Genomic DNA, 18,116 nt, shown 5'->3' on the forward strand with positions numbered 1-18,116 from the left:
CCGGAGGGTCCTCGGCGCGTGGCCCGGACACGCTCGTCGCAGCGGGGGGGACGGGTGCTGGCCGCGGTGTCACCCGGAGGGTGACAAAATCACACAGTGATCGACCTGCGGCTCGTGCGTGAGAACCCCGACCTCGTCCGTGCCAGCCAGCGGGCGCGGGGGGACGACGAGTCCCTGGTCGACGCCCTCCTGGCCGCCGACGCCGCCCGCCGGGAAGGGGTCAAGCGGGTCGACGACCTGCGCAGCGAGCAGAAGGCCGCCTCGCAGGCGGTCAAGAAGGCGACCCCGGAGGAGCGGCCGGCCGTCCTCGAGCGGGCCAAGGCCCTGGCCGCCGAGGTGAAGGCGGCCGAGGAGGCCCAGCGCGAGGCCGACGCCGCGCTGCGCGCCGCCCACCTGGCGATCGCCAACGTCGTCCACGATGACGTCCCGCCCGGCGGTGAGGACGACGCCGTCACGCTGCGCACCGTCGGCGAGGTGCCCACCTACGACTTCCCGGTGCGCGACCACCTCGAGATCGGCGAGGCGCTGGGCGCGATCGACATGGAGCGCGGCGCCAAGGTGTCGGGCTCGCGGTTCTACTTCCTCACCGGCCCCGGTGCGCTGCTGGAGTTCGCGCTGGCCCAGCTGGCCATCACCCGCGCCGTCGCCGCCGGGTTCACGCCGGTCATCGCCCCCGCGCTGGTCAAGCCCTCCGCCATGGAGGGCACCGGCTTCCTCGGCGAGCACGACGAGGAGGTCTACCGGGTCGAGCGCGACGACCTGTACCTCGTCGGCACCTCCGAGGTCGCCATCGCCGGCATGCACTCCGACGAGGTGCTCGACCTGTCGCAGGGTCCGAAGCGCTACGCCGGCTGGTCGTCCTGCTTCCGCCGCGAGGCCGGCTCCTACGGCAAGGACACCCGCGGCCTGATCCGCGTGCACTGGTTCGACAAGGTCGAAATGTTCAGCTTCTGTGCACCCGAGGACGCCGCCGCCGAGCACCTGCGTCTGCTGCAGTGGGAGGAGGAGTTCCTCCAGGCGCTGGAGCTGCCCTACCGGGTGGTCGACATCGCCGCGGGTGACCTGGGCACGAGCGCCGCGCGCAAGTACGACATCGAGGCGTGGTTCCCGACCCAGGGCACCTACCGGGAGCTCACCAGCACCTCGGACTGCACCACCTTCCAGGCCCGGAGGCTCACCATCCGATACCGCGACGCGGACGGGAAGAACCAGACGGCGGCGACGCTGAACGGCACCCTCTGCGCCATCGCCCGCACCATCGCCTGCCTGCTCGAGGTGCACCAGCGCGCCGACGGCTCGGTGCACGTCCCGGTCGCGCTGCGCCCCTGGCTGGGCGGGGTCGAGGCCCTCACCCCGGGCATGGCGCTGGCCGCCCCGGTGCCGCCCGCATGACCGGGAGCCCGCCGCGCGCCATCCGGGCCCACGGGATCCTGGACGGCGCCGACCGGGTCGTGGACCACGGAGACCTGGGCGCGTGGCGGCCCAAGCTCGTCGCCAGCGACCTCGACGGCACGCTGCTGGACGAGAACGGGCTGGTCAGCCCGCGCACCCGCGACGCGCTGGAGGCGTGCTGGGACGCCGGCATCCCCGTCGTCGGCGTCACCGGCCGCGGGCCCCGGCTGCTCGACACGGTGAAGGCGGCGCTGGACCACCGCGGCATCGCCGTCCTCTCGCAGGGCGGCTTCGTCGTCGACCTCGAGCGGGACGAGGTGCTGCGCACCGTGGCGCTGCCGCGCGCCCAGGCGGTGCGCGTGGTGGAGGCGATCGAGGCCGTCGCCGGCGACGTCGTCCTCGCCGTCGAGGACGCCGCCGAGCAGGGCGAGGTGCGCACCCGGCTGCGCGTCCAGCACGGCTTCGACTGGCCCTACCCGGAGCCGTCGCAGCTGCTCGCCCGGGACGAGGTGCTACCCGCGGGCGCCGTCCTCAAGGTGTTCGCGCGCTCGGCGAGCCTCGACCAGGACGAGCTGCTCGCGCTCGCCCGCAGCGTCGTCGACCCCGCCGACGCCGAGCTGACGCACGCCGGCCTCGGCTTCATCGAGGTGCTGCCCCCGGGCATCACCAAGGCCAGCGGGCTGCAGCTGGCGCTCGACCGGCACGGCGTCGGGTTCGGCGACGTCCTCGTCTTCGGGGACATGCCCAACGACCTGCCGATGCTCGGCGCCGTCCAGGCCGCCGGCGGCCGCGCGGTGGCCGTGGCCAACGCGCACCCGGCGGTGAAGACGCTGGCCGACGGCGTCGCCGGCGGGCACCGGGCCGACGGCGTGGCGCGCTACCTGGAGGCGGTGCTGGCCGATGTGTGACCGGGTGCGCGATGTCTGACTGGAGACCGCGGCTGATCGCCAGCGACATGGACGGCACGCTGCTGCGCTCCGACGACACCGTCGGTGACGCCACGGTCGCCGAGCTGGCCCGGTGGCGCGCCGAGGGGGTGCCGTTCGTCCTCGCGACCGGCCGGCCGCCGCGCTGGATGCACCGCGTCCGCGAGGTCATCGAGTTCGGGACGGCGGTCTGCTGCAACGGCGCCGTGCTGCTCGACCTCGGGCCGATGAAGATCGTCGACGAGGCGCCGCTGACGCCCGACGCGCTGCAGGCGATCACCGCCGAGCTGCGGGTCCGGCAGCCCACGACGTGGTTCGCCGTCGAGCACGGCTGGGAGTTCCGCCACGAGCCGGTCTACCGCCCGCGCTGGGACGTCGACGCGCCCGGCGTCGGCGTCGCCACGCTGGAGGAGATGACCGCCGCGCCGGCCGCCAAGCTGCTGGCTCGCCACGAATCGATGGCGCCGGACGCCTTCGTCGAGCTGATCGAGGAGATCGTCGGCGACCGGGCCACGGTCACGCACTCCTCCAGCGACGCGCTCGCCGAGATCAGCGCCCCCGGCGTCACCAAGGCCTCCGGGCTGGCCGCGGTCGCCGCGCGGCACGGCCTGGGCCCGGCCGACGTCGTCGTCTTCGGGGACATGCCCAACGACATCGCCGCGTTCGAGTGGGTCCGCGACGGCGGTGGGCGGGCGGTCGCGATGGCGCACGCCCACCCCGATCTGCTCGCCGTGGCCACCGACGTCACGCTCGGCAACGACGAGGACGGCGTCGCGGCCTTCCTCGCGACCCTCTGAGGCCTCTGCTCAAGTTCCGCCGTCCCCGGCCGATAGGCACTGCGTCGGGATTTCGACATCCAGTCGTACAGGAAAGCGGGCAGGGATGACTCAGGCGGACGACCACGCGGTCGGGGCGGGCGCGCTCGCGCCCGAGGAGCCGGCGGAGACGCGCGCGAGCGGCTCCGGGCTGGGGCTGCGGACCCGGATGCTCGGCTCCATCCTCGTCGTCGCGCTGACCACCGTCGGCGTGGGCGCCTTCGGCATCAACCGCATGTCCGAGCTCAGCGGCAACGCCCAGGAGGTGTACGAGGACGGCGCCGTCCCGCTGGACGGCCTGCGCAGCCTCGAGGCCGACTGGTGGCAGCTGTCGGCCAACGTCGCCCGGTCCAACGTCACCGTGCTGCCCGCGGAGACCATCGCCAAGTCCAAGCAGGCCGCGGCCGACTACATGGAGATCCTCGCCGAGCACACCGCCGAGGTCGACGCCATGCCGCTGCCGGCTGAGGCGCGCGCGGCGTTCACCGAGTTCGCCACCGCCGTCGACACCTACCTGCCGGCGCTCGCCGAGCTCTCCCAGCCCGGCTTCATCGCGGCCAACCCGGCGCGCGCCATCCAGCTCCTCGGGGTCATGGGTGAGCAGGAACTGGTGATCAAGGAGTCGATCACCGCCGCCACCACGGCCGCCGCCGAGTCCTCGGCCGCCACCGCCGCGGAGGCCGCGGACGCCTACGCCTCGGCGCGCAACCTGACCATCGTCATCATGCTGACCGGCCTGGCGATCAGCGTCGTCCTGGCCACGATCGTCTCCCGCGGGGTCACCCGCCCGGTGCAGCGGATCCGCGAGATCCTCGGTCAGGTCGCCGACGGCGACCTCACCGTCCGCGCCGGCCGCACCGGCGGTGGCGAGCTCGGCGAGATGGCCGAGTCGCTGGACGAGACGCTCGACGCGATCTCCCACGTCCTGCTCCTCGTGAATGACTCCTCGGCCCGCCTCGCGGCCGCCTCGACGCAGCTCAACGCCGCTGCCGAGGGCATCTCGGCCAACGCCCGCACCGCCGCCGGCCAGGCCGACGACGTCGTCGCCTCCGCCGGTGCCGTCGCCGCGAGCGTCGACACCGTGGCCACCGGCTCCTCGCAGATGGAGTCCGCGATCCGCGAGATCGCGCACAACGCCACCGAGGCCGCCCGCGTGGCCGGCCAGGCCGTCGCCGTCGCCGAGAACACCACCCGCACGGTCGGCAAGCTGGGCGACTCCTCGCAGGAGATCGCCACCGTCATCAAGCTGATCAACGGCATCGCCGAGCAGACCAACCTGCTGGCGCTCAACGCCACCATCGAGGCCGCGCGCGCCGGTGAGGCCGGGAAGGGCTTCGCCGTCGTCGCCAGCGAGGTCAAGGAGCTCGCGCAGGAGACCGCCCGCGCCACCGAGGACATCTCCCAGCGGGTCGAGGCCATCCAGGCCGACACCGCCGGCGCGGTCGAGGCGATCAGCCAGATCTCCTCGGTCATCGGCGAGATCAACGACTTCCAGGCGACCATCGCCGCGGCCGTCGAGGAGCAGACCGCCACCACCAACGAGATGAACCGCAACGTCGCCGAGGCCGCCAGCGGCACCCAGGGCATCGCGGCCGCCATCTCCGGCCTCGCCGCCGGCACGCAGGAGACCAACCAGCGCGTCACCGACGCCCAGGACGCCTCCGCCGACCTCGCCCGCATGAGCGGCGAGCTGCAGGAGGCGGTCGCCCGCTTCCGCGTCTGACCCCTCCCCGCTGGGATCAGGTGACCTGATCGTCGAGCGTCCTCCCTCACCGTGCACCACGAGGGAGGACGCTCTGCGGTGAGGGAGGACGCCACCGTCGGGCCTCAGAGAGGGTCAGGCGACGGCGTCGTCGGGCTCCGCCCCGGGTTCCGGACGACGGACGACGCGGAACCGTCGGGGGCCGCTCGACGGGCGGTTGCCGAGCTCGTGCAGCCGCCGGATGGGCCGCTCCAGCCGGGGGAAGTCGGCCTGCGTGATCCGGACCACCGGCACGTCGAGGTCGCGGATGCGGTCCTCCCGCCGCTTCTCCTGCCAGGCCACCTCGGCCGGCGTCCGCCCGTCGAGCGGATCGGCGTACTTGACGTACCCGTCGACCTCGATCGCGACGGCGATGTCGTCGAGCCAGCCGTCCACCCGCGCCACGAAGCCGCCGGGCCCGTGCAACTCCACCTGCGACTCGAACGCGTGGAAGCCCGCCTCGAGCAGCCGCAACCGGTTGCGCGTCTCCAGGGGTGATTCCGCCAGCCCGTCGGCCAGGTCGACGGCGCGCGCGGCGGAGCCGATCCCCAGCCAGTGCGTCTGCCGCAGCACGGTGGCCACGAGATCGACGCGGCGCACCTGCGTTCTGTGGAGGGCGTCGTCCAGAGCGACGACGGCGTCGAGCAGGTCCCACTCGCGGGCGCAGTCGACGAGCGTGCGCGCCGCCGTCGTCACGACGAAGGGGCCGGCGTCCACCAGGTCCTCCGGCGGCAGCTCGGCCGCTGCGATCCGGTAGCCGGGGCCGGTCCGCCACTGGTCCGGGTGCGTCAGGCGGACGTCGGCGTCAACAGCCCGGGGCAGCACGAGGCCGTGGTGCCGGGCTGCCGAGGAGTGGCTGAGCGCCGGGCCCGGTCCGAGCGCGGCGAAGGCCGCGAGGGCGTGCAGCAGGTGGCGCTCCCGTTCGTCGCCGGCGGTCGCCGCCCAGGTCTCGGCGGCCACGTAGATGCCGCGGCGGAGGCGGCGCCAGCGCCTGCTGACCACGGCGGCGCGGATCTCGTCAGGGCGGTAGCCGACGCGGCGGGCGTCGGCGACGGTGAAGACACCGCCGCGTCGCCGGGCCACGGCCTGCAGGTGCGGGTGCATGTGCCCACGATCGAGGCGCCGTGCCCGGAGCGGAACGGCGCGGGCGCATCTGTGGACAACCTCGTCCACCCACAGCTCCGAGCGTCCTCCCTCGTGGTGTGCGCCGAGGGAGGACGCTCGACGATCAGGTCACCTGATCCCAGCGGCTGAGCTCGTCAGAGGTACTGGCCGCCGCCGGGACGCAGGTCGGGCTGGGCGCTGCTCTGGCCGCCGGGCAGGGCCTTGCGGCGCATCTCCTCGAGCTGGGCGCGGGCGGCCATCTGCTGGGCGAACAGCGCGGTCTGGATGCCGTGGAACACGCCCTCGAGCCAGCCGACCAGCTGCGCCTGGGCGATGCGCAGCTCGGCGTCGGTGGGCGTCTGGTCCTCGTCGAACGGGAGCGTGATCCGCTCGAGCTCCTCGCGCAGCTCGGGGGCCAGGCCCTGCTCGAGCTCGCGGATGGACGAGGCGTGGATGTCGCGCAGCCGGTTGCGGCTGGCCTCGTCGAGGGGCGCGGCCCGCACCTCCTCCAGCAGCTGCTTGATCATCGTGCCGATCCGCATGACCTTCGCCGGCTGCTCCACCATCTCGTTGATCTGCATCGCGTCGTCCTCGCCTCCACCGGGGGCCGAGCCCACCGGGAGGGCGCCCACGGGCTGGCCGTCGGGCCCCACGACGACGACCTGCTGGGGACGTTCGCTGCCGGTGCCGGGTGCAGTCATGGCTCCATCCTGCCCCGCGCCCGGTGCCGCCGAACGGCAGGTCGGCGCCCGCGCGCAGCCGCCCCCAGCCCCGACGGGAGCGGCGGGGCGGCCACTAGGGTGCGCACCATGGAGTCCCGGCTCGACGTCGCCCGGGTCCGCGGCCTCCTCCCCGCGCTGGCCGACGGTCACGTGCACGTCGACGGGCCGGGCGGCGCGCTGCTGCCCGAGGACGTCGCCCGGGCGGTCGGGCACGCGCTGCGGATGCCGGTCGCCGAGCGCGGCGGGGTGTTCGCCGCCTCCGCGCGCGCCGAGGGGCTGGTCTCCGCCGCCCGCGCCGCGCTGGCCGACCTCGTCGGCGGGACCCCGGGCGGCGTCGTCCTCGGCCCCAGCATGACCGCCGTGACCTACACGCTGGCCCGGGCGATCGCGCGCACCTGGCGGGCCGGCGACGAGATCGTCGTCAGCCGCCTGGACCACGACGCCAACATCCGCCCCTGGGTGCAGCTGGCCGAGGAGCGCGGCGTCGTCGTCCGCTGGGCCGAGGTGGACATCGAGTCCGGTGAGCTGCCCGCCTGGCAGTACGACGACCTGGTCACCCCGCGCACCCGGCTGGTCGCCTTCACCGCGGCGAGCAGCGCGATCGGCACCTGCCCCGAGGTCGCCGAGATCGCGCACCGGGCGCACGCCGTCGGCGCGATGGTCTACGTCGACGCCTCGCACGCCGCCCCGCACATGTACCTGGACCGCACCGCGCTGGGCGCGGACTTCCTCGCGCTCTCGGCGTCCAAGTGGGGCGGCCCGCACGTGGGCGCCGTCGTCGCCGATCCCCAGCTGCTGGCCCACCTGCACCCGGACAAGCTGCTGCCGACGTCGGACAAGGTGCCCGACCGCTTCGAGGCCGGCGCCGCGCCCTACGAGCTGTACGCCGGGGTGCCCGCGGCCGTCGACCACCTGGCCGCCCTCGACGGGACGGCGACCGGTTCGCGCCGCGACCGGCTGCGCGCCTCGCTTGCCGCGGTCGCCCGCTACGAGGGCGAGCTGTTCGGCTGGCTGGACGACGCCCTGCGGGCCATGCGGCACGTGCACGTGCTGGGCCGCCCGGAGCGGACGACGCCGACGCTGGCGTTCCGGGTCGAGGGGATGCGCCCCCGCCAGGTGGCCGCCGAGCTCAACCGGCAGGGCATCTGCGTCTGGGACGGCGACGCCTACGCCCGCGAGCTGTTCGACGCCCTCGGGGTGACCGAGAGCGGCGGCGCCGTCCGGCTGGGCCTCATGCACTACAACACCCCCGACGAGGTCGGGCTGGTCATCGACGCCGTCGCCGCGCTGCGGGCCCGCGTCCCCGCCCGCCCGGTGCCGCCGCCCGCTCCGTCGCACCGCCGCTGACGCGCCGCGAGCTGGTGCGGGTGCCCTCCGAGCCTCAGTCGGCGGGGAGCAGCAGCACCTTGCCGACGTGCTCGCTGGCCTCCACGGCGCGGTGCGCCTCGGCCGCCCGGGACATCGGCAGCCGCCGGTCGACGATCGGGCGGACCGTGCCGCGCTCCACGTCGGGCCACACGTCGCGGAGCACCGCGGCGATGATCTCGGCCTTGCCGCCGGGGCCGGTGGCCGGGCGGCCGCGCAGCCCGGTGGCGTGCACCGAGGCCCGCTTGGCCAGCAGCGTGCCGAGGTCGAGCTCGGCCTTCGTGCCGCCCTGCATGCCGATGACCACCAGCCGCCCGCCGACGGCGAGGGCGTCGACGTTGCGGGCCAGGTACTTGGCGCCCATGTTGTCGAGGACGACGTCGACGCCGCGACCGCCGGTCGCCTCGCGGACCCGCTCGACGAAGTCCTCGTCGCGGTAGTTGATCGCGACGTCGGCGCCGAGCTCGCGGCAGACGTCGAGCTTGGCCTGCGTGCCGGCGGTGGTGATCACCCGCGCCCCGGCCCGGGCGGCCAGCTGGATGGCCATGGTGCCGATGCCGCTGGAGCCGCCGTGCACCAGGAAGGTGCCGCCGCGGGAGAGCCCGGCGAGCATGAACACGTTGGACCAGACGGTGCAGACCACCTCGGGCAGCGCGGCCGCCGTCGCCAGCTCGACGCCGGCGGGGCGGGGCAGCAGCTGCCCGGCGGGGACGGCGACCCGCTCGGCGTAGCCGCCGCCGGAGAGCAGCGCGCACACCTCGTCGCCCACCGACCAGCCGGTCACGCCCTCGCCGACCTCGCTGATGACGCCGCTGCACTCCAGGCCGAGGATCTCGCTGGCGCCCTTCGGCGGCGGGTAGAAGCCCTGCCGCTGCATGAGGTCGGCCCGGTTCACCGCGGTGGCGGCGACGTCGACGACCACCTCGCCGGGGCCGGCGACCGGGTCGGGCACCTCCGACCAGCCGAGGACGTCGGGGCTCCCGGGTTCGCTGATCGTGACCGCGCGCATGCCCCGACCCTAGGAGCAGCGGCCTCAGGCGGCCCTGCGGGGCGCGTAGCCGGGCAGGTACTCCTGCCCGCTGAGCTGCTGGATGGCCCCCATGAGCGCGTCGGTGGCGACCCGCACGTCACCGGCGGAGACGTCGACGGACGGGCCGAACCGCAGGGCGACGGGCGGGCGCCGCCGGGAGAGCAGGTCGCGGGCGTGCACGTCGTCGCGGCCGGTCGACGGTGCGCGCGGACGCGCCGGTCGGGCGCCCGGCCCCCGGACGCCGGCGCCGCAGCGGCCTTGCGGGCCGGCTCCCCGGTGCCAGGGTGGGGGCACCGCCGGCCCCCGCCGCGGTGCAGCGGCTCCGGCGGCGCCGAGGAGCTGCCCCATGGCTACCGACCCGCCGATCGGCGATCCGCGCCCCGTCGGCCCACCGCCCTCGCACCAGCCCCCGCCGGCCGGTGCGCCGCCGTACGCCGGACCCCCGCAGGCCGGACCCCCGCCGGGTGCGTGGATGCCGCCGCCACCCCGCCGGACGAGCGCGGGCCGCGTCATCGCCGCGGTCGTCGGCGCGCTGCTGTTCCTGCCCGCCCTCGGGCTGCTCGCCGGCGGCGGGGTGCTGCTGTGGGTCGACCAGCGGGAGCGCGCGGACGACGGCTACCTCTACACGGCCTCGGACACCTTCGCGACGCCCGGCCACGCGCTGGTCACCGAGACCATCGACCTGGACACCGGCGCGGACTGGGTGGGCGCCTCGGCGGCGCTGGGGACCGCCCGCGTCGAGGTCACGACCGCCGAGCCAGGCACGGACGTGTTCGTGGGCATCGCGCCGGCCGCCGACGCCGCGGCCTACCTGGCCGGGGTGCAGCGGACCGTCGTCGACGACCTCGGTCTGGACACCTCCGCCGCCGACCAGGAGCTCCTGGCGGGCGGCGCCCCGAGCGGACCGCCCGCGGACCAGGACTTCTGGACCGTGCAGGCCACCGGGCCGGGCACCCAGCAGCTGAGCTGGGAGCCGGACGACGGCTCCTGGACGCTGGTCGTGATGAACGCCGACGGCTCGGCCGGGGTGGCCGTGGACGCCCGGATCGGGGCCACGCTCCCCGCGCTCACCGGGCTGGCCTGGGGCCTGCTGGGCGGCGGCCTGGTCCTGGTCGGGCTGGCCGTGCTGCTGCTGGTGCTCGCGCTGCGCCGTCCCGCCGTCCCCCGGTACGCCTGGACGCCGCCCCCGGGTGGTCCGCCCCCGGGCTGGGCGCCGCCGGCGCCGGTCGACCGCAGCTCGGCGGCCGACGCGCAGCGGGGCCCGACGATCGGCAGCACGCCCCGGGACCCGCGGAGCGGGTGACCCGGGGCGCGCCGCCGGCGCTCAGGCGCGGGCCTTGAGGTCCTTGCGCAGGATCTTGCCGGCCGAGGACTTGGGCACCTCGTCGATGAACTCGACGAACCGGATCTTCTTGTGCGGGGCGACCTTCTCCGCCATGTAGGCCATGACGGCCTCCTCGGTGAGCTGTGAGCCCTGCGCGCGGACGACGAACGCCTTCGGCAGCTCCTCGCCGCTCTCCTTGTCCGGCACGCCGATGACCGCGGCGTCGGCGATCTCCGGGTGGTTGATCAGCACGGCCTCGAGCTCGGCCGGGGCCACCTGGTAGCCCTTGTACTTGATCAGCTCCTTGACCCGGTCGACCACGGTGTAGATGCCGTGCTCGTCGACGACGGCGACGTCCCCGGTGTGCAGCCAGCCGTCCGCGTCGAGGGTGGCGCGGGTGGCCTCCTCGTTGTTGAGGTAGCCCTTCATCACCTGCGGGCCGCGGATCCACAGCTCGCCGCGCTCGCCCGGGGCGGCGTCCTCGCCGGTGTTCGGGTCGATCAGCCGGCACTCGGTGTTCGGGATCGCGAAGCCGACCGAGCCCTTGGGCACCTCGAGGGTGAACCCCGGCGGCATGGAGTCGGGGTCGGGGGTGGTGTGCGAGACCGGGGAGAGCTCGGTCATCCCGTAGCCCTGGGCCACCGTGACGGAGGCGCCCTTCGCCCGGAGCCGGTCCTGCACGGCCAGCGCGAGCTGCTCGTCCAGCGGGGCGGCGCCGGAGAGGATCGACTCCAGCGAGCTCAGGTCGTACTGGTCGACCAGCGGGTGCTTGGCCAGCGCCAGCAGGATCGGCGGCGCGACGAACGCGCGGGTGATCTTGTGCTCCTGGATGGTGCGCAGGAAGTCCTCGAGCTCGAACCGGGGGAGGGTGACCACGGTGCCGCCCAGCGCCAGGCCCTGGTTCATCAGCACGGTCAGGCCGTAGATGTGGAAGAACGGCAGGACGGCGATGATCCGCTCGTCGGCGCCGGTCTTGAGCAGCGGCAGGCACTGCGTCACGTTCGCCACCAGGTTGCGGTGGGTGAGCATGACGCCCTTGGGCAGGCCCGTGGTGCCGCTGGAGTAGGGCAGCGTGACCAGGTCGTTCGCCGGGTCGAACTCCACCTGGACGCTGGGGGCGTCGGCGCCCAGCAGGTCGAACAGGTTGGCGTGGCCCTCGGCGCCGTCGAGCACGACGATCTCGTCGACCGGCGCCTTCTCGGCCGCGGCCTGCGCGCGGTCCAGGAACATCGAGATGGTGATGAGGATCTTCGCGCCCGAGTCCTTCAGCTGGAAGGCGATCTCGTCGGGGGTGTAGAGCGAGTTGATCGGGCTCATCACGCAGCCCGCCGCGGCGATGCCGTGGAAGACCACCGGGAACCACTGCGTGTTGGGGCAGAAGACGGCGACGACGTCGCCCTTGCGCAGCCCGCGGGCGTGCAGGTTGGCCGCCACCCGGTCGACGTAGGCGGCGAGCTGGCCGTGGGTGATCACGTCACCCTTCAGGCCGTCGATCAGCGCCGGGGCGTCGGGCCGCTCCTTGCCCGCGGCCAGGACCGCCTCGGGGACCGACAGGTCCGGGATCTCGACGTCGGGGTACGGGCTGGCCAGTGCCACGGGGTTCCTCCTGGATCGCTGGTGTGGCGCCAGTCTCACATCGACCCGTGTCCCGCGGCACACCCGGGTTCGCGGGGATCCGGGTCTAGCGCGGCCAGAGCACCGACTGCGTGCAGCGGAACAGCGCGATCGGCTTGCCGCTGGCCTCGTTGCGCACCACGGCGTCCCACACCTGCGTCGTGCGACCGGCGTGCACGTTCGTCGCCTCGCAGCTGATCCGCCCCTCCCGCGCCGTCCCCAGGTGGTTGCTCTTCAGCTCGATGGTCGTGAAGCCGCTGGAGCCCTCGGGCAGCAGTGCGCGGGTGGGCAGGCCGCAGGACGTGTCGGCGAGCGTGACCACCGTGCCGGCGTGCAGGTAGCCGTTGGGGGCCAGCAGCTCGGGTCGGACGTCGAGGTGGCTGGTGAGCCGCCCCGGCTCGTGGGTGTCGACGACGATGCCCAGCAGCCCGGGGAAGGTGCCCGGCAGCATCGCGTTGAGCTCGTCGGCGGTGTGGAAACCCGTGGCAGCCATGCCCGGCAACGTAGCGACCCGCGGGTCGCGCCACGATCAGGTGACCTGATCGTGCAGCGTCCTCCCTCACGTTCCACGGTGAGGGAGGACGCTCGATGATCAGGTCACCTGATCATCGAGAGGCGCCGGGGGAGGTCAGGCCGCCGTCTCCCAGAGGCCCATCACGTTGCCCTCGGGATCAGTGAAGTAGGCGGCGAAGCCCATGTCGCCCACCGGCGTCCGGCCGACGACGGTGGCGCCGCCGAGCTCGCCGATGCGGGACAGCGTGGCGTCGATGCTGTCGACGTCGACGGCCAGGACCGGGCCCCGGGTGGCGGCGTCGGTGCGGGAGAGCATGCCACCGTTGATGAACGCGGACTCGGTCGGCCCGGTGTCCCCGCTCGGGCCGGTCGTCACCATCGTGTAGCCCATCTCCGGCATCTCCACGATCTGCCAGTCGAATGCCCGGGCGTAGAAGCTGCGCGCGCGGTCGCCGTCGTCGAACGGGACCTCGAAGTGCACGACCCGACCAGCCATCCCGCCACCTCCGGTGCTCCACGAGGGTTCTGAGGGCGCGGACGCTAGAACGGTCGCCGGACGGTCGCCAGGGCCTTCCGCACCGCCGCCGGTACCGCCTCGCGGGCGCGGGTACCGCGGTGCGGCGCGGTAGCAGGGCGGACGGCGCGGTACCGGGACGGCGGCCGGCTTGACGGAGCATCTGTATCACTAGTACTAATACAGGTGTGTCAGAACCGAGCGTGCTCATCGACGTCGACCCGCTCTCGCCCGTGCCGATCTACCAGCAGATCCGCGAGCGGGTGATCGAGGCGATCGCCTCGGGGCGGCTCGTCCGCGGTCAGTCTCTGCACTCGGTCCGCGCGCTCGCCAAGGCCTTCGGGATCAACGTGGCCACGGTCGCCAAGGCCTACGACGGGCTGCGGCAGGACGGGCTGATCGCCACGACGAGCAAGTCCGGCTCGGTCGTGGTCCGCGATCCCACGAGCGGCCCACCCGACCCCGCGTTCGTCGCCGACTGGTCGGCGCGCGCCCGCACCCTGCTCGCCGAGGCCGTCGCCCGCGGGCTGCCGTCGTCCGAGGCGGCCGAGATCTGCGGCCGGCTGGCCGCGTCGTTCACCACCCCGGCGGCAGCCGGCAGCACCTCGGAGGAAACCCCATGACCTGGTCGGCACTGGCACTCGGCGCGGGGACGACGCTCCTCGTGGGCGGCTCGTTCCTCCTCACTCCGGCGCTCGCCCGGCCCACCCTGCCCCTGGGCGTGAGCGTCCCGGCCGACCGGGTCGAGGACCCCGCCGTCGGACGGGCGCTGCGCACCTACCGCTCCGCCGTCCTCGTCGTCACCGCGGTCGCGCTCGCGCTGACCGGCGCGCTCGCGGCCGTCGCCCCACCGGCGGCCGTGGCGGTGCCGGTGCTCATCGCGACGGCGGGCGGGATCGCAGCATTCGTGCAGGCCCGCCGGCCGCTCATGGCCGCCAAGGCCTCCGAGGCCTGGTTCGCCGGCAAGGCGGTGCGCATGTCGGCGGCGGTCACCGCCACGCACGAGGACGTCCGCGTCCCGGTGGGCTGGTACCTCGCCTCCGTGGTCCTGCTCGCCGGGACGACGCTCGTGGGCGCCCTCCGCTACGACGACCTCCCCGGCCGCGTGCCCGTCCACTGGGACCTGGCCGGCAGCCCCGACTCCTACGCGGACACGACCTGGTGGACGGCGCTGGCCGCGGTCTGGATCGGCTGGGCGGCGCTCGCCCTCGTGGCCGCTCTCGCCTTCGCCGCCACCCGCTTCCCGGTCCGCGTGCACCCCGGCGATCCCGTGGAGCTCGCCCCGCGGCGGGCGCGGGCCCAGCAGGACGTCGCGCAGTGGGTGCTGGCCACGACGGCCCTCGCGACGACGGCCCTGGTCTGCGCCCTGGGCCTGGACACGTGGTTCTCCCCGGAGGGGCTGCGCTGGAGCGTTCCCGCGCTGGTGCTCTTCGTGGTGGCGGTGATCGGCTGCACGGTCGAGGCGGTCCGGCGCTACCGCCGGGAGCTGGCCGGCGCCGACCTGCCCACGGCGGACCGCCGGGCGGAGGCCCCGGACGACGACCGGTTCTGGCCGGGCGGGCTGGTCTACGTCAACCGGCAGGACCCCTCGGTCTGGGTGCCCAAGCGGGTCGGCATCGGCTGGACGATCAACCTCGGCTCGCCCGGCGGCATCGCTGTCGCGGTCGGCCTGCTGGCCCTGGTCGGACTTGGTATCGCCGCCCCGTTGGTCCTGGGCTGAACTTCAGGCCAGCCCGCGGACCGTGCGCAGCGGCGGCCGGGTGCCCCGGATCGAGGCCACCATGTCCAGCGTCTGGCGGGTGGGGGCGACGTCGTGCGCGCGGAACACCCGCGCACCCAGCCAGGCGCTCACCGCCGTCGTCGCCAGGGTGCCGGTGAGCCGCTCCTCGAGCGGGACGCCGAGGGTCTCGCCGACGAAGTCCTTGTTCGACAGCGCCACGAGCACCGGCCAGCCGGTCGCGACCAGTTCGTCCAGCCGCCGGGTGGCCTCCAGCGAGTGCCGGGTGTTCTTGCCGAAGTCGTGGCCCGGGTCGATCACCACCCGCTCGCGGTCCACCCCTGCCGCGACGGCGGCCTCGGCCAGCGCCGTCGTCCGCGTGACGATGTCGGCGACGACGTCGTCGTACTGCACGCGGTGCGGCCGGGTGCGCGGCGGCAGCCCGCCGGCGTGCGTGCAGACGATGCCCGCGCCGGCCTCGGCGGCGACGCCGGCGAGCTCGGGGTCCACCCCGCCCCAGGCATCGTTGACGACGTCGGCGCCGGCGGCCAGCGCCTCGCGGGCCACCTCGGCCCGCCAGGTGTCGATCGAGATCGGCAGGCCCGGGTGCGCGGCGCGGATGGCGGCGACCAGATCGACGGTGCGGCGGATCTCCTCGGCCGGGCTGACCTCCTCGCCCGGGGCGGCCTTCACCCCGCCGACGTCCACCATGTCCGCGCCCTCGGCGACGACCCGGTCCACCCGCTCGAGGGCGGCACCCATTCCGAATGTCGCGCCGCGGTCGTAGAACGAGTCGGGTGTCCGGTTCACGATCGCCATCAGGACGAAGTCACCGTCTGGCACGTCCAGCGCACCGATGCGGAGCAACCCGTTCCCTCCCTCGTGACGCCGGTGTGGTGGAGTCAGCCAACCAGACCGAGGAGAGGGGCGAGCAGATGGCGCAGACCACCGTCGACGGCGTCGAGGGCGTGCAGGGGCTGGTCGGCCAGCACCTGGGCTACAGCGACTGGGTCACGATCACCCAGGAGCAGGTGCAGCAGTTCGCCGACGCCACCGGCGACCAGCAGTGGATCCACGTCGACCCGGAGCGCGCGAAGAAGGAGAGCCCCTTCGGCGGCCCGATCGCGCACGGCTACCTGACGCTGTCGCTGCTGCCCTCGCTGATCCCGCAGATCGTCACGATCACCGGCTTCAGCATGGGCGTGAACTACGGCACCGAGAAGGTGCGCTTCCCCTCGCCGGTTCCCGTGGGCGCGCGGGTGCGGGCCGGCGCGACGATGGAGTCGGCGACCCCGTTCGCCGGCGGCGTCGCGATGAATCTCGCTGTGACGATGGAGATCGAGGGCGGCAGCAAGCCGGCGATGGTCGCCACCGTCGTCTACCGCCGCTACGTCTGAGCGCCCACCCGCGACGATCAGGTGACCTGATCATCGAGCGTCCTCCCTCACCGTGGGCGGTGAGGGAGGACGCAGCACGATCAGGTCACCTGATCCCAGCGCGGGGCTCAGTCGACGAGCGCCTGGTTGACCAGCTGGCGCAGGTAGTTGCGGATCGGCAGCGTGCTCGAGGGCAGCAGCTGCGTGTAGAAGCCGACCGTGACGTCCTCGACCGGGTCGACGTAGAAGCCGGTCGAGGCCGCGCCGCCCCAGCTGTAGTCGCCGGGGCTGGCCAGCACGCCGTAGGCGGCCGGGTCCATGACCATGGAGAAGCCCAGCCCGAAGCCGACGCCGCGCATCGGCGACTCGGCGTGCAGCGGGCGGCCGAAGGACTGCAGGTCCTGGTTGCCGGGCAGGTGGTTGGTCGTCATCTGCCGGATGGTGCGCGGGCTGAGGATGCGGCCGCCGTCGTAGGAGCCGCCGCGGCGCAGCATCTCCAGGAAGCGCAGGTAGTCACCGGCGGTGGAAGACCAGGCCGCCGCCACCGGAGAGGAAATCGGGCTTCCGGTGCGCGCCGCGGTCCATCGCCTCGCTGAACGTCATGCCGGACGACGGGCCGCCCGGCTTGCCCGGCGTGGCCAGGTACAGGCGGGCCAGCGACTCGGGGTCGTCCTCGGGGCGCAGGCCGAAGGAGGTGTCGCGCATGCCCAGCGGGGCGAAGATGCGCGAAGCGAAGAAGTCGTCCAGCGTCTGGCCGGAGATCACCTCGACCAGCCGGCCGAGGACGTCGGTGGAGACGCCGTAGTTCCACTCGCTGCCGGGCTGGAAGACCAGCGGGGCCGAGGCCCACTGGCGGCAGACGTCGGCGGAGTCGGCGCCGCGCGGGCTGCCCCACTCGTGGCCCAGGGCGCGGTAGATGGCGTCGACCGGGTGCGCGTGGTGGAAGCCGTAGGTGAGCCCGGAGGTGTGGGTGAGCAGGTGCCACACCCGGATCGGCTCGATCTGGGGGACCGTCACGGGCTTCTGCGCGGAGCCGCCGACGTAGACGCGGGTCTCGGCGAACTCGGGGAGCCACCTGGTGATCGGGTCGGTGAGCTCGAAGGCGCCCTCCTCGTACAGCATCATCGCCGCGACCGAGGTGATCGGCTTGGTCATCGAGAAGATCCGCCAGCGGGTGTCGTCCTCGACGGGGAGGCCGGCCTCCACGTTGCGGTGGCCGGCCCGGCCGACGTGCACGAGCTTGCCGTGCCGGGCGACGGTGACCAGGAAGCCGGGCAGCTGCCCGTCGTCGACCCAGCGGGCCAGCCGCCGGTCGAGCCGTTCGAGCCGGCCGGCGTCGAAACCGACCTCGCCCGGATCGGTGCTGACGGTCAGATCACTGCCCACGGGGGACCTCCGCTGCCCTGGGCGCCGTCCACCGTCGGGCGGCGCCTGCACCCGCATCCTGGCCCATGGGCCTGTGGCCTGGACCACACGGGTGCGGCGCGACGCCCGACGGTGGGCAGCGCAGGGGTCAGGTCAGGAGACCGGAACGGCGCTCGCGGCCTTCTTGAGGTTCGAGCCGGCGGTCACCTTGACGGTGTTCGCGGCCGCGATCTCGATCGCCTCGCCCGTCTGCGGGTTGCGGCCCGTGCGAGCGGAGCGCTGCGTGCGCTCGACGGTCAGCAGGCCGGAGACGGCGACCTTGTCGCCGCGGGTGATGGCGTCGACGAGCTCGTCCTGGAGGCCGGCGATGACGGCGTCCACCGTCGAGGCCGGGACGTCGGCGCGCTTGGCGATGGCGGAGACCAGTTCAGCCTTGTTCATGGAGCAACCTTTCGTCGGGAGGCCGGGTCGAACGAGAGCCGGACCGGGGGCACGCTGCCACGAACCCCCGACAATCCGCCACTGCACCCCCGTTTCCGGGCCCTGGATGGCTCGCAGGTCACACCCGCACCACCCCGGGGGTGACCTGCGCGTGTCG

General features: G+C 74.1%; 20 protein-coding genes. 9 read left to right on the forward strand and 11 right to left on the reverse strand.

Translation table 11 applies throughout. The features are described 5' to 3' along the window. The first annotated feature begins 96 nt into the window (after window positions 1-96). The 4 genes from serS to JKP75_RS00310 all read left to right on the forward strand — a co-directional run bounded on the left by serS (window position 97) and on the right by JKP75_RS00310 (window position 4,856). A complete protein-coding gene (gene serS, locus JKP75_RS00295; RefSeq protein ID WP_200489653.1) occupies window positions 97-1,392 on the forward strand; it encodes a serine--tRNA ligase in 1,296 nt (431 codons plus the stop codon). Next, complete coding sequence (locus JKP75_RS00300; protein WP_200489652.1) at window positions 1,389-2,300, forward strand: HAD family hydrolase; 912 nt, start codon at window positions 1,389-1,391, stop codon at window positions 2,298-2,300. Before serS ends, JKP75_RS00300 begins: the two co-directional genes overlap by 4 nt. Before the next feature lie 11 nt (window positions 2,301-2,311). Then, window positions 2,312-3,115: an HAD family hydrolase gene (locus JKP75_RS00305; protein ID WP_200492662.1), complete on the forward strand. Its 804-nt coding sequence runs from the start codon at window positions 2,312-2,314 to the stop codon at window positions 3,113-3,115. A gap of 85 nt (window positions 3,116-3,200) precedes the next feature. Next, window positions 3,201-4,856, forward strand: a complete 1,656-nt coding sequence (locus JKP75_RS00310; protein ID WP_200489651.1) for a methyl-accepting chemotaxis protein — start codon at window positions 3,201-3,203, stop codon at window positions 4,854-4,856. 114 nt (window positions 4,857-4,970) lie between these two features. Here JKP75_RS00310 and JKP75_RS00315 read toward each other — a convergent pair whose 3' ends face one another. Continuing rightward, entirely contained in the window at window positions 4,971-5,978 is a 1,008-nt protein-coding gene (locus JKP75_RS00315; RefSeq protein WP_200489650.1) for a hypothetical protein, read from the reverse strand. A gap of 155 nt (window positions 5,979-6,133) precedes the next feature. Continuing rightward, window positions 6,134-6,679, reverse strand: coding sequence for a bacterial proteasome activator family protein (locus tag JKP75_RS00320; protein ID WP_200489649.1), 546 nt, complete (start codon window positions 6,677-6,679; stop codon window positions 6,134-6,136). A gap of 108 nt (window positions 6,680-6,787) precedes the next feature. On the opposite strand from JKP75_RS00320, the gene JKP75_RS00325 reads away from it, so the two are divergent. Further along, entirely contained in the window at window positions 6,788-8,047 is a 1,260-nt protein-coding gene (locus JKP75_RS00325; RefSeq protein ID WP_200489648.1) for a cysteine desulfurase-like protein, read from the forward strand. Between the two features lie 34 nt (window positions 8,048-8,081). On the opposite strand, the gene JKP75_RS00330 is transcribed toward JKP75_RS00325, so the two are convergent. Both JKP75_RS00330 and JKP75_RS00335 read right to left on the reverse strand, forming a co-directional pair. Then, window positions 8,082-9,074 (reverse strand): NAD(P)H-quinone oxidoreductase, encoded by a 993-nt coding sequence (locus tag JKP75_RS00330; protein ID WP_200489647.1) that lies wholly within the window; start codon window positions 9,072-9,074, stop codon window positions 8,082-8,084. 24 nt (window positions 9,075-9,098) lie between these two features. Then, window positions 9,099-9,275 carry a hypothetical protein gene (locus tag JKP75_RS00335; protein ID WP_200489646.1) on the reverse strand — a complete coding sequence of 59 codons (177 nt, stop codon included), beginning with the start codon at window positions 9,273-9,275 and terminating at the stop codon, window positions 9,099-9,101. 166 nt (window positions 9,276-9,441) lie between these two features. Here JKP75_RS00335 and JKP75_RS00340 point away from each other — a divergent pair, with 166 nt between their 5' ends. Continuing rightward, a complete protein-coding gene (locus JKP75_RS00340) occupies window positions 9,442-10,398 on the forward strand; it encodes a hypothetical protein (RefSeq protein ID WP_200489645.1) in 957 nt (318 codons plus the stop codon). 21 nt (window positions 10,399-10,419) lie between these two features. Here the strand turns inward: JKP75_RS00340 and JKP75_RS00345 are convergent, their stop codons facing one another. From JKP75_RS00345 to JKP75_RS00355, 3 genes are all read right to left on the reverse strand, one after another. After that, window positions 10,420-12,015 (reverse strand): 4-coumarate--CoA ligase family protein, encoded by a 1,596-nt coding sequence (locus JKP75_RS00345; RefSeq protein WP_200489644.1) that lies wholly within the window; start codon window positions 12,013-12,015, stop codon window positions 10,420-10,422. Window positions 12,016-12,100: 85 nt separating this feature from the next. After that, on the reverse strand, window positions 12,101-12,526 hold the full coding sequence (locus tag JKP75_RS00350) for a PaaI family thioesterase (protein ID WP_200489643.1): 426 nt from the start codon (window positions 12,524-12,526) through the stop codon (window positions 12,101-12,103). 135 nt (window positions 12,527-12,661) lie between these two features. Next, window positions 12,662-13,042, reverse strand: a complete 381-nt coding sequence (locus JKP75_RS00355; protein WP_207146562.1) for a VOC family protein — start codon at window positions 13,040-13,042, stop codon at window positions 12,662-12,664. Between the two features lie 206 nt (window positions 13,043-13,248). Here JKP75_RS00355 and JKP75_RS00360 point away from each other — a divergent pair, with 206 nt between their 5' ends. Both JKP75_RS00360 and JKP75_RS00365 read left to right on the forward strand, forming a co-directional pair. After that, entirely contained in the window at window positions 13,249-13,683 is a 435-nt protein-coding gene (locus JKP75_RS00360) for a GntR family transcriptional regulator (RefSeq protein ID WP_200489642.1), read from the forward strand. Further along, on the forward strand, window positions 13,680-14,780 hold the full coding sequence (locus JKP75_RS00365) for a DUF5808 domain-containing protein (RefSeq protein ID WP_200492663.1): 1,101 nt from the start codon (window positions 13,680-13,682) through the stop codon (window positions 14,778-14,780). Before JKP75_RS00360 ends, JKP75_RS00365 begins: the two co-directional genes overlap by 4 nt. Window positions 14,781-14,783: 3 nt before the next feature. On the opposite strand, the gene folP is transcribed toward JKP75_RS00365, so the two are convergent. After that, on the reverse strand, window positions 14,784-15,644 hold the full coding sequence (folP, locus tag JKP75_RS00370; RefSeq protein ID WP_200489641.1) for a dihydropteroate synthase: 861 nt from the start codon (window positions 15,642-15,644) through the stop codon (window positions 14,784-14,786). Between the two features lie 68 nt (window positions 15,645-15,712). Here folP and JKP75_RS00375 point away from each other — a divergent pair, with 68 nt between their 5' ends. After that, window positions 15,713-16,174, forward strand: coding sequence for a MaoC family dehydratase (locus tag JKP75_RS00375; RefSeq protein WP_200492664.1), 462 nt, complete (start codon window positions 15,713-15,715; stop codon window positions 16,172-16,174). Window positions 16,175-16,281: 107 nt separating this feature from the next. Here JKP75_RS00375 and JKP75_RS22270 read toward each other — a convergent pair whose 3' ends face one another. From JKP75_RS22270 to JKP75_RS00385, 3 genes are all read right to left on the reverse strand, one after another. Beyond that, on the reverse strand, window positions 16,282-16,698 hold the full coding sequence (locus JKP75_RS22270; protein ID WP_309229378.1) for a serine hydrolase: 417 nt from the start codon (window positions 16,696-16,698) through the stop codon (window positions 16,282-16,284). Beyond that, the gene (locus JKP75_RS00380; RefSeq protein WP_309229379.1) at window positions 16,667-17,539 is read right to left on the reverse strand and encodes a serine hydrolase domain-containing protein; all 873 of its coding nucleotides are present in this window, start codon (window positions 17,537-17,539) and stop codon (window positions 16,667-16,669) included. The genes JKP75_RS22270 and JKP75_RS00380 overlap by 32 nt, the downstream gene beginning before the upstream one ends. A 132-nt stretch (window positions 17,540-17,671) precedes the next feature. Beyond that, window positions 17,672-17,959: an HU family DNA-binding protein gene (locus JKP75_RS00385; RefSeq protein ID WP_200489639.1), complete on the reverse strand. Its 288-nt coding sequence runs from the start codon at window positions 17,957-17,959 to the stop codon at window positions 17,672-17,674. Window positions 17,960-18,116 lie beyond the last annotated feature (157 nt).

The organism is Blastococcus sp. TML/M2B, from assembly GCF_016612865.1.
Taxonomy (GTDB): domain Bacteria; phylum Actinomycetota; class Actinomycetes; order Mycobacteriales; family Geodermatophilaceae; genus Blastococcus.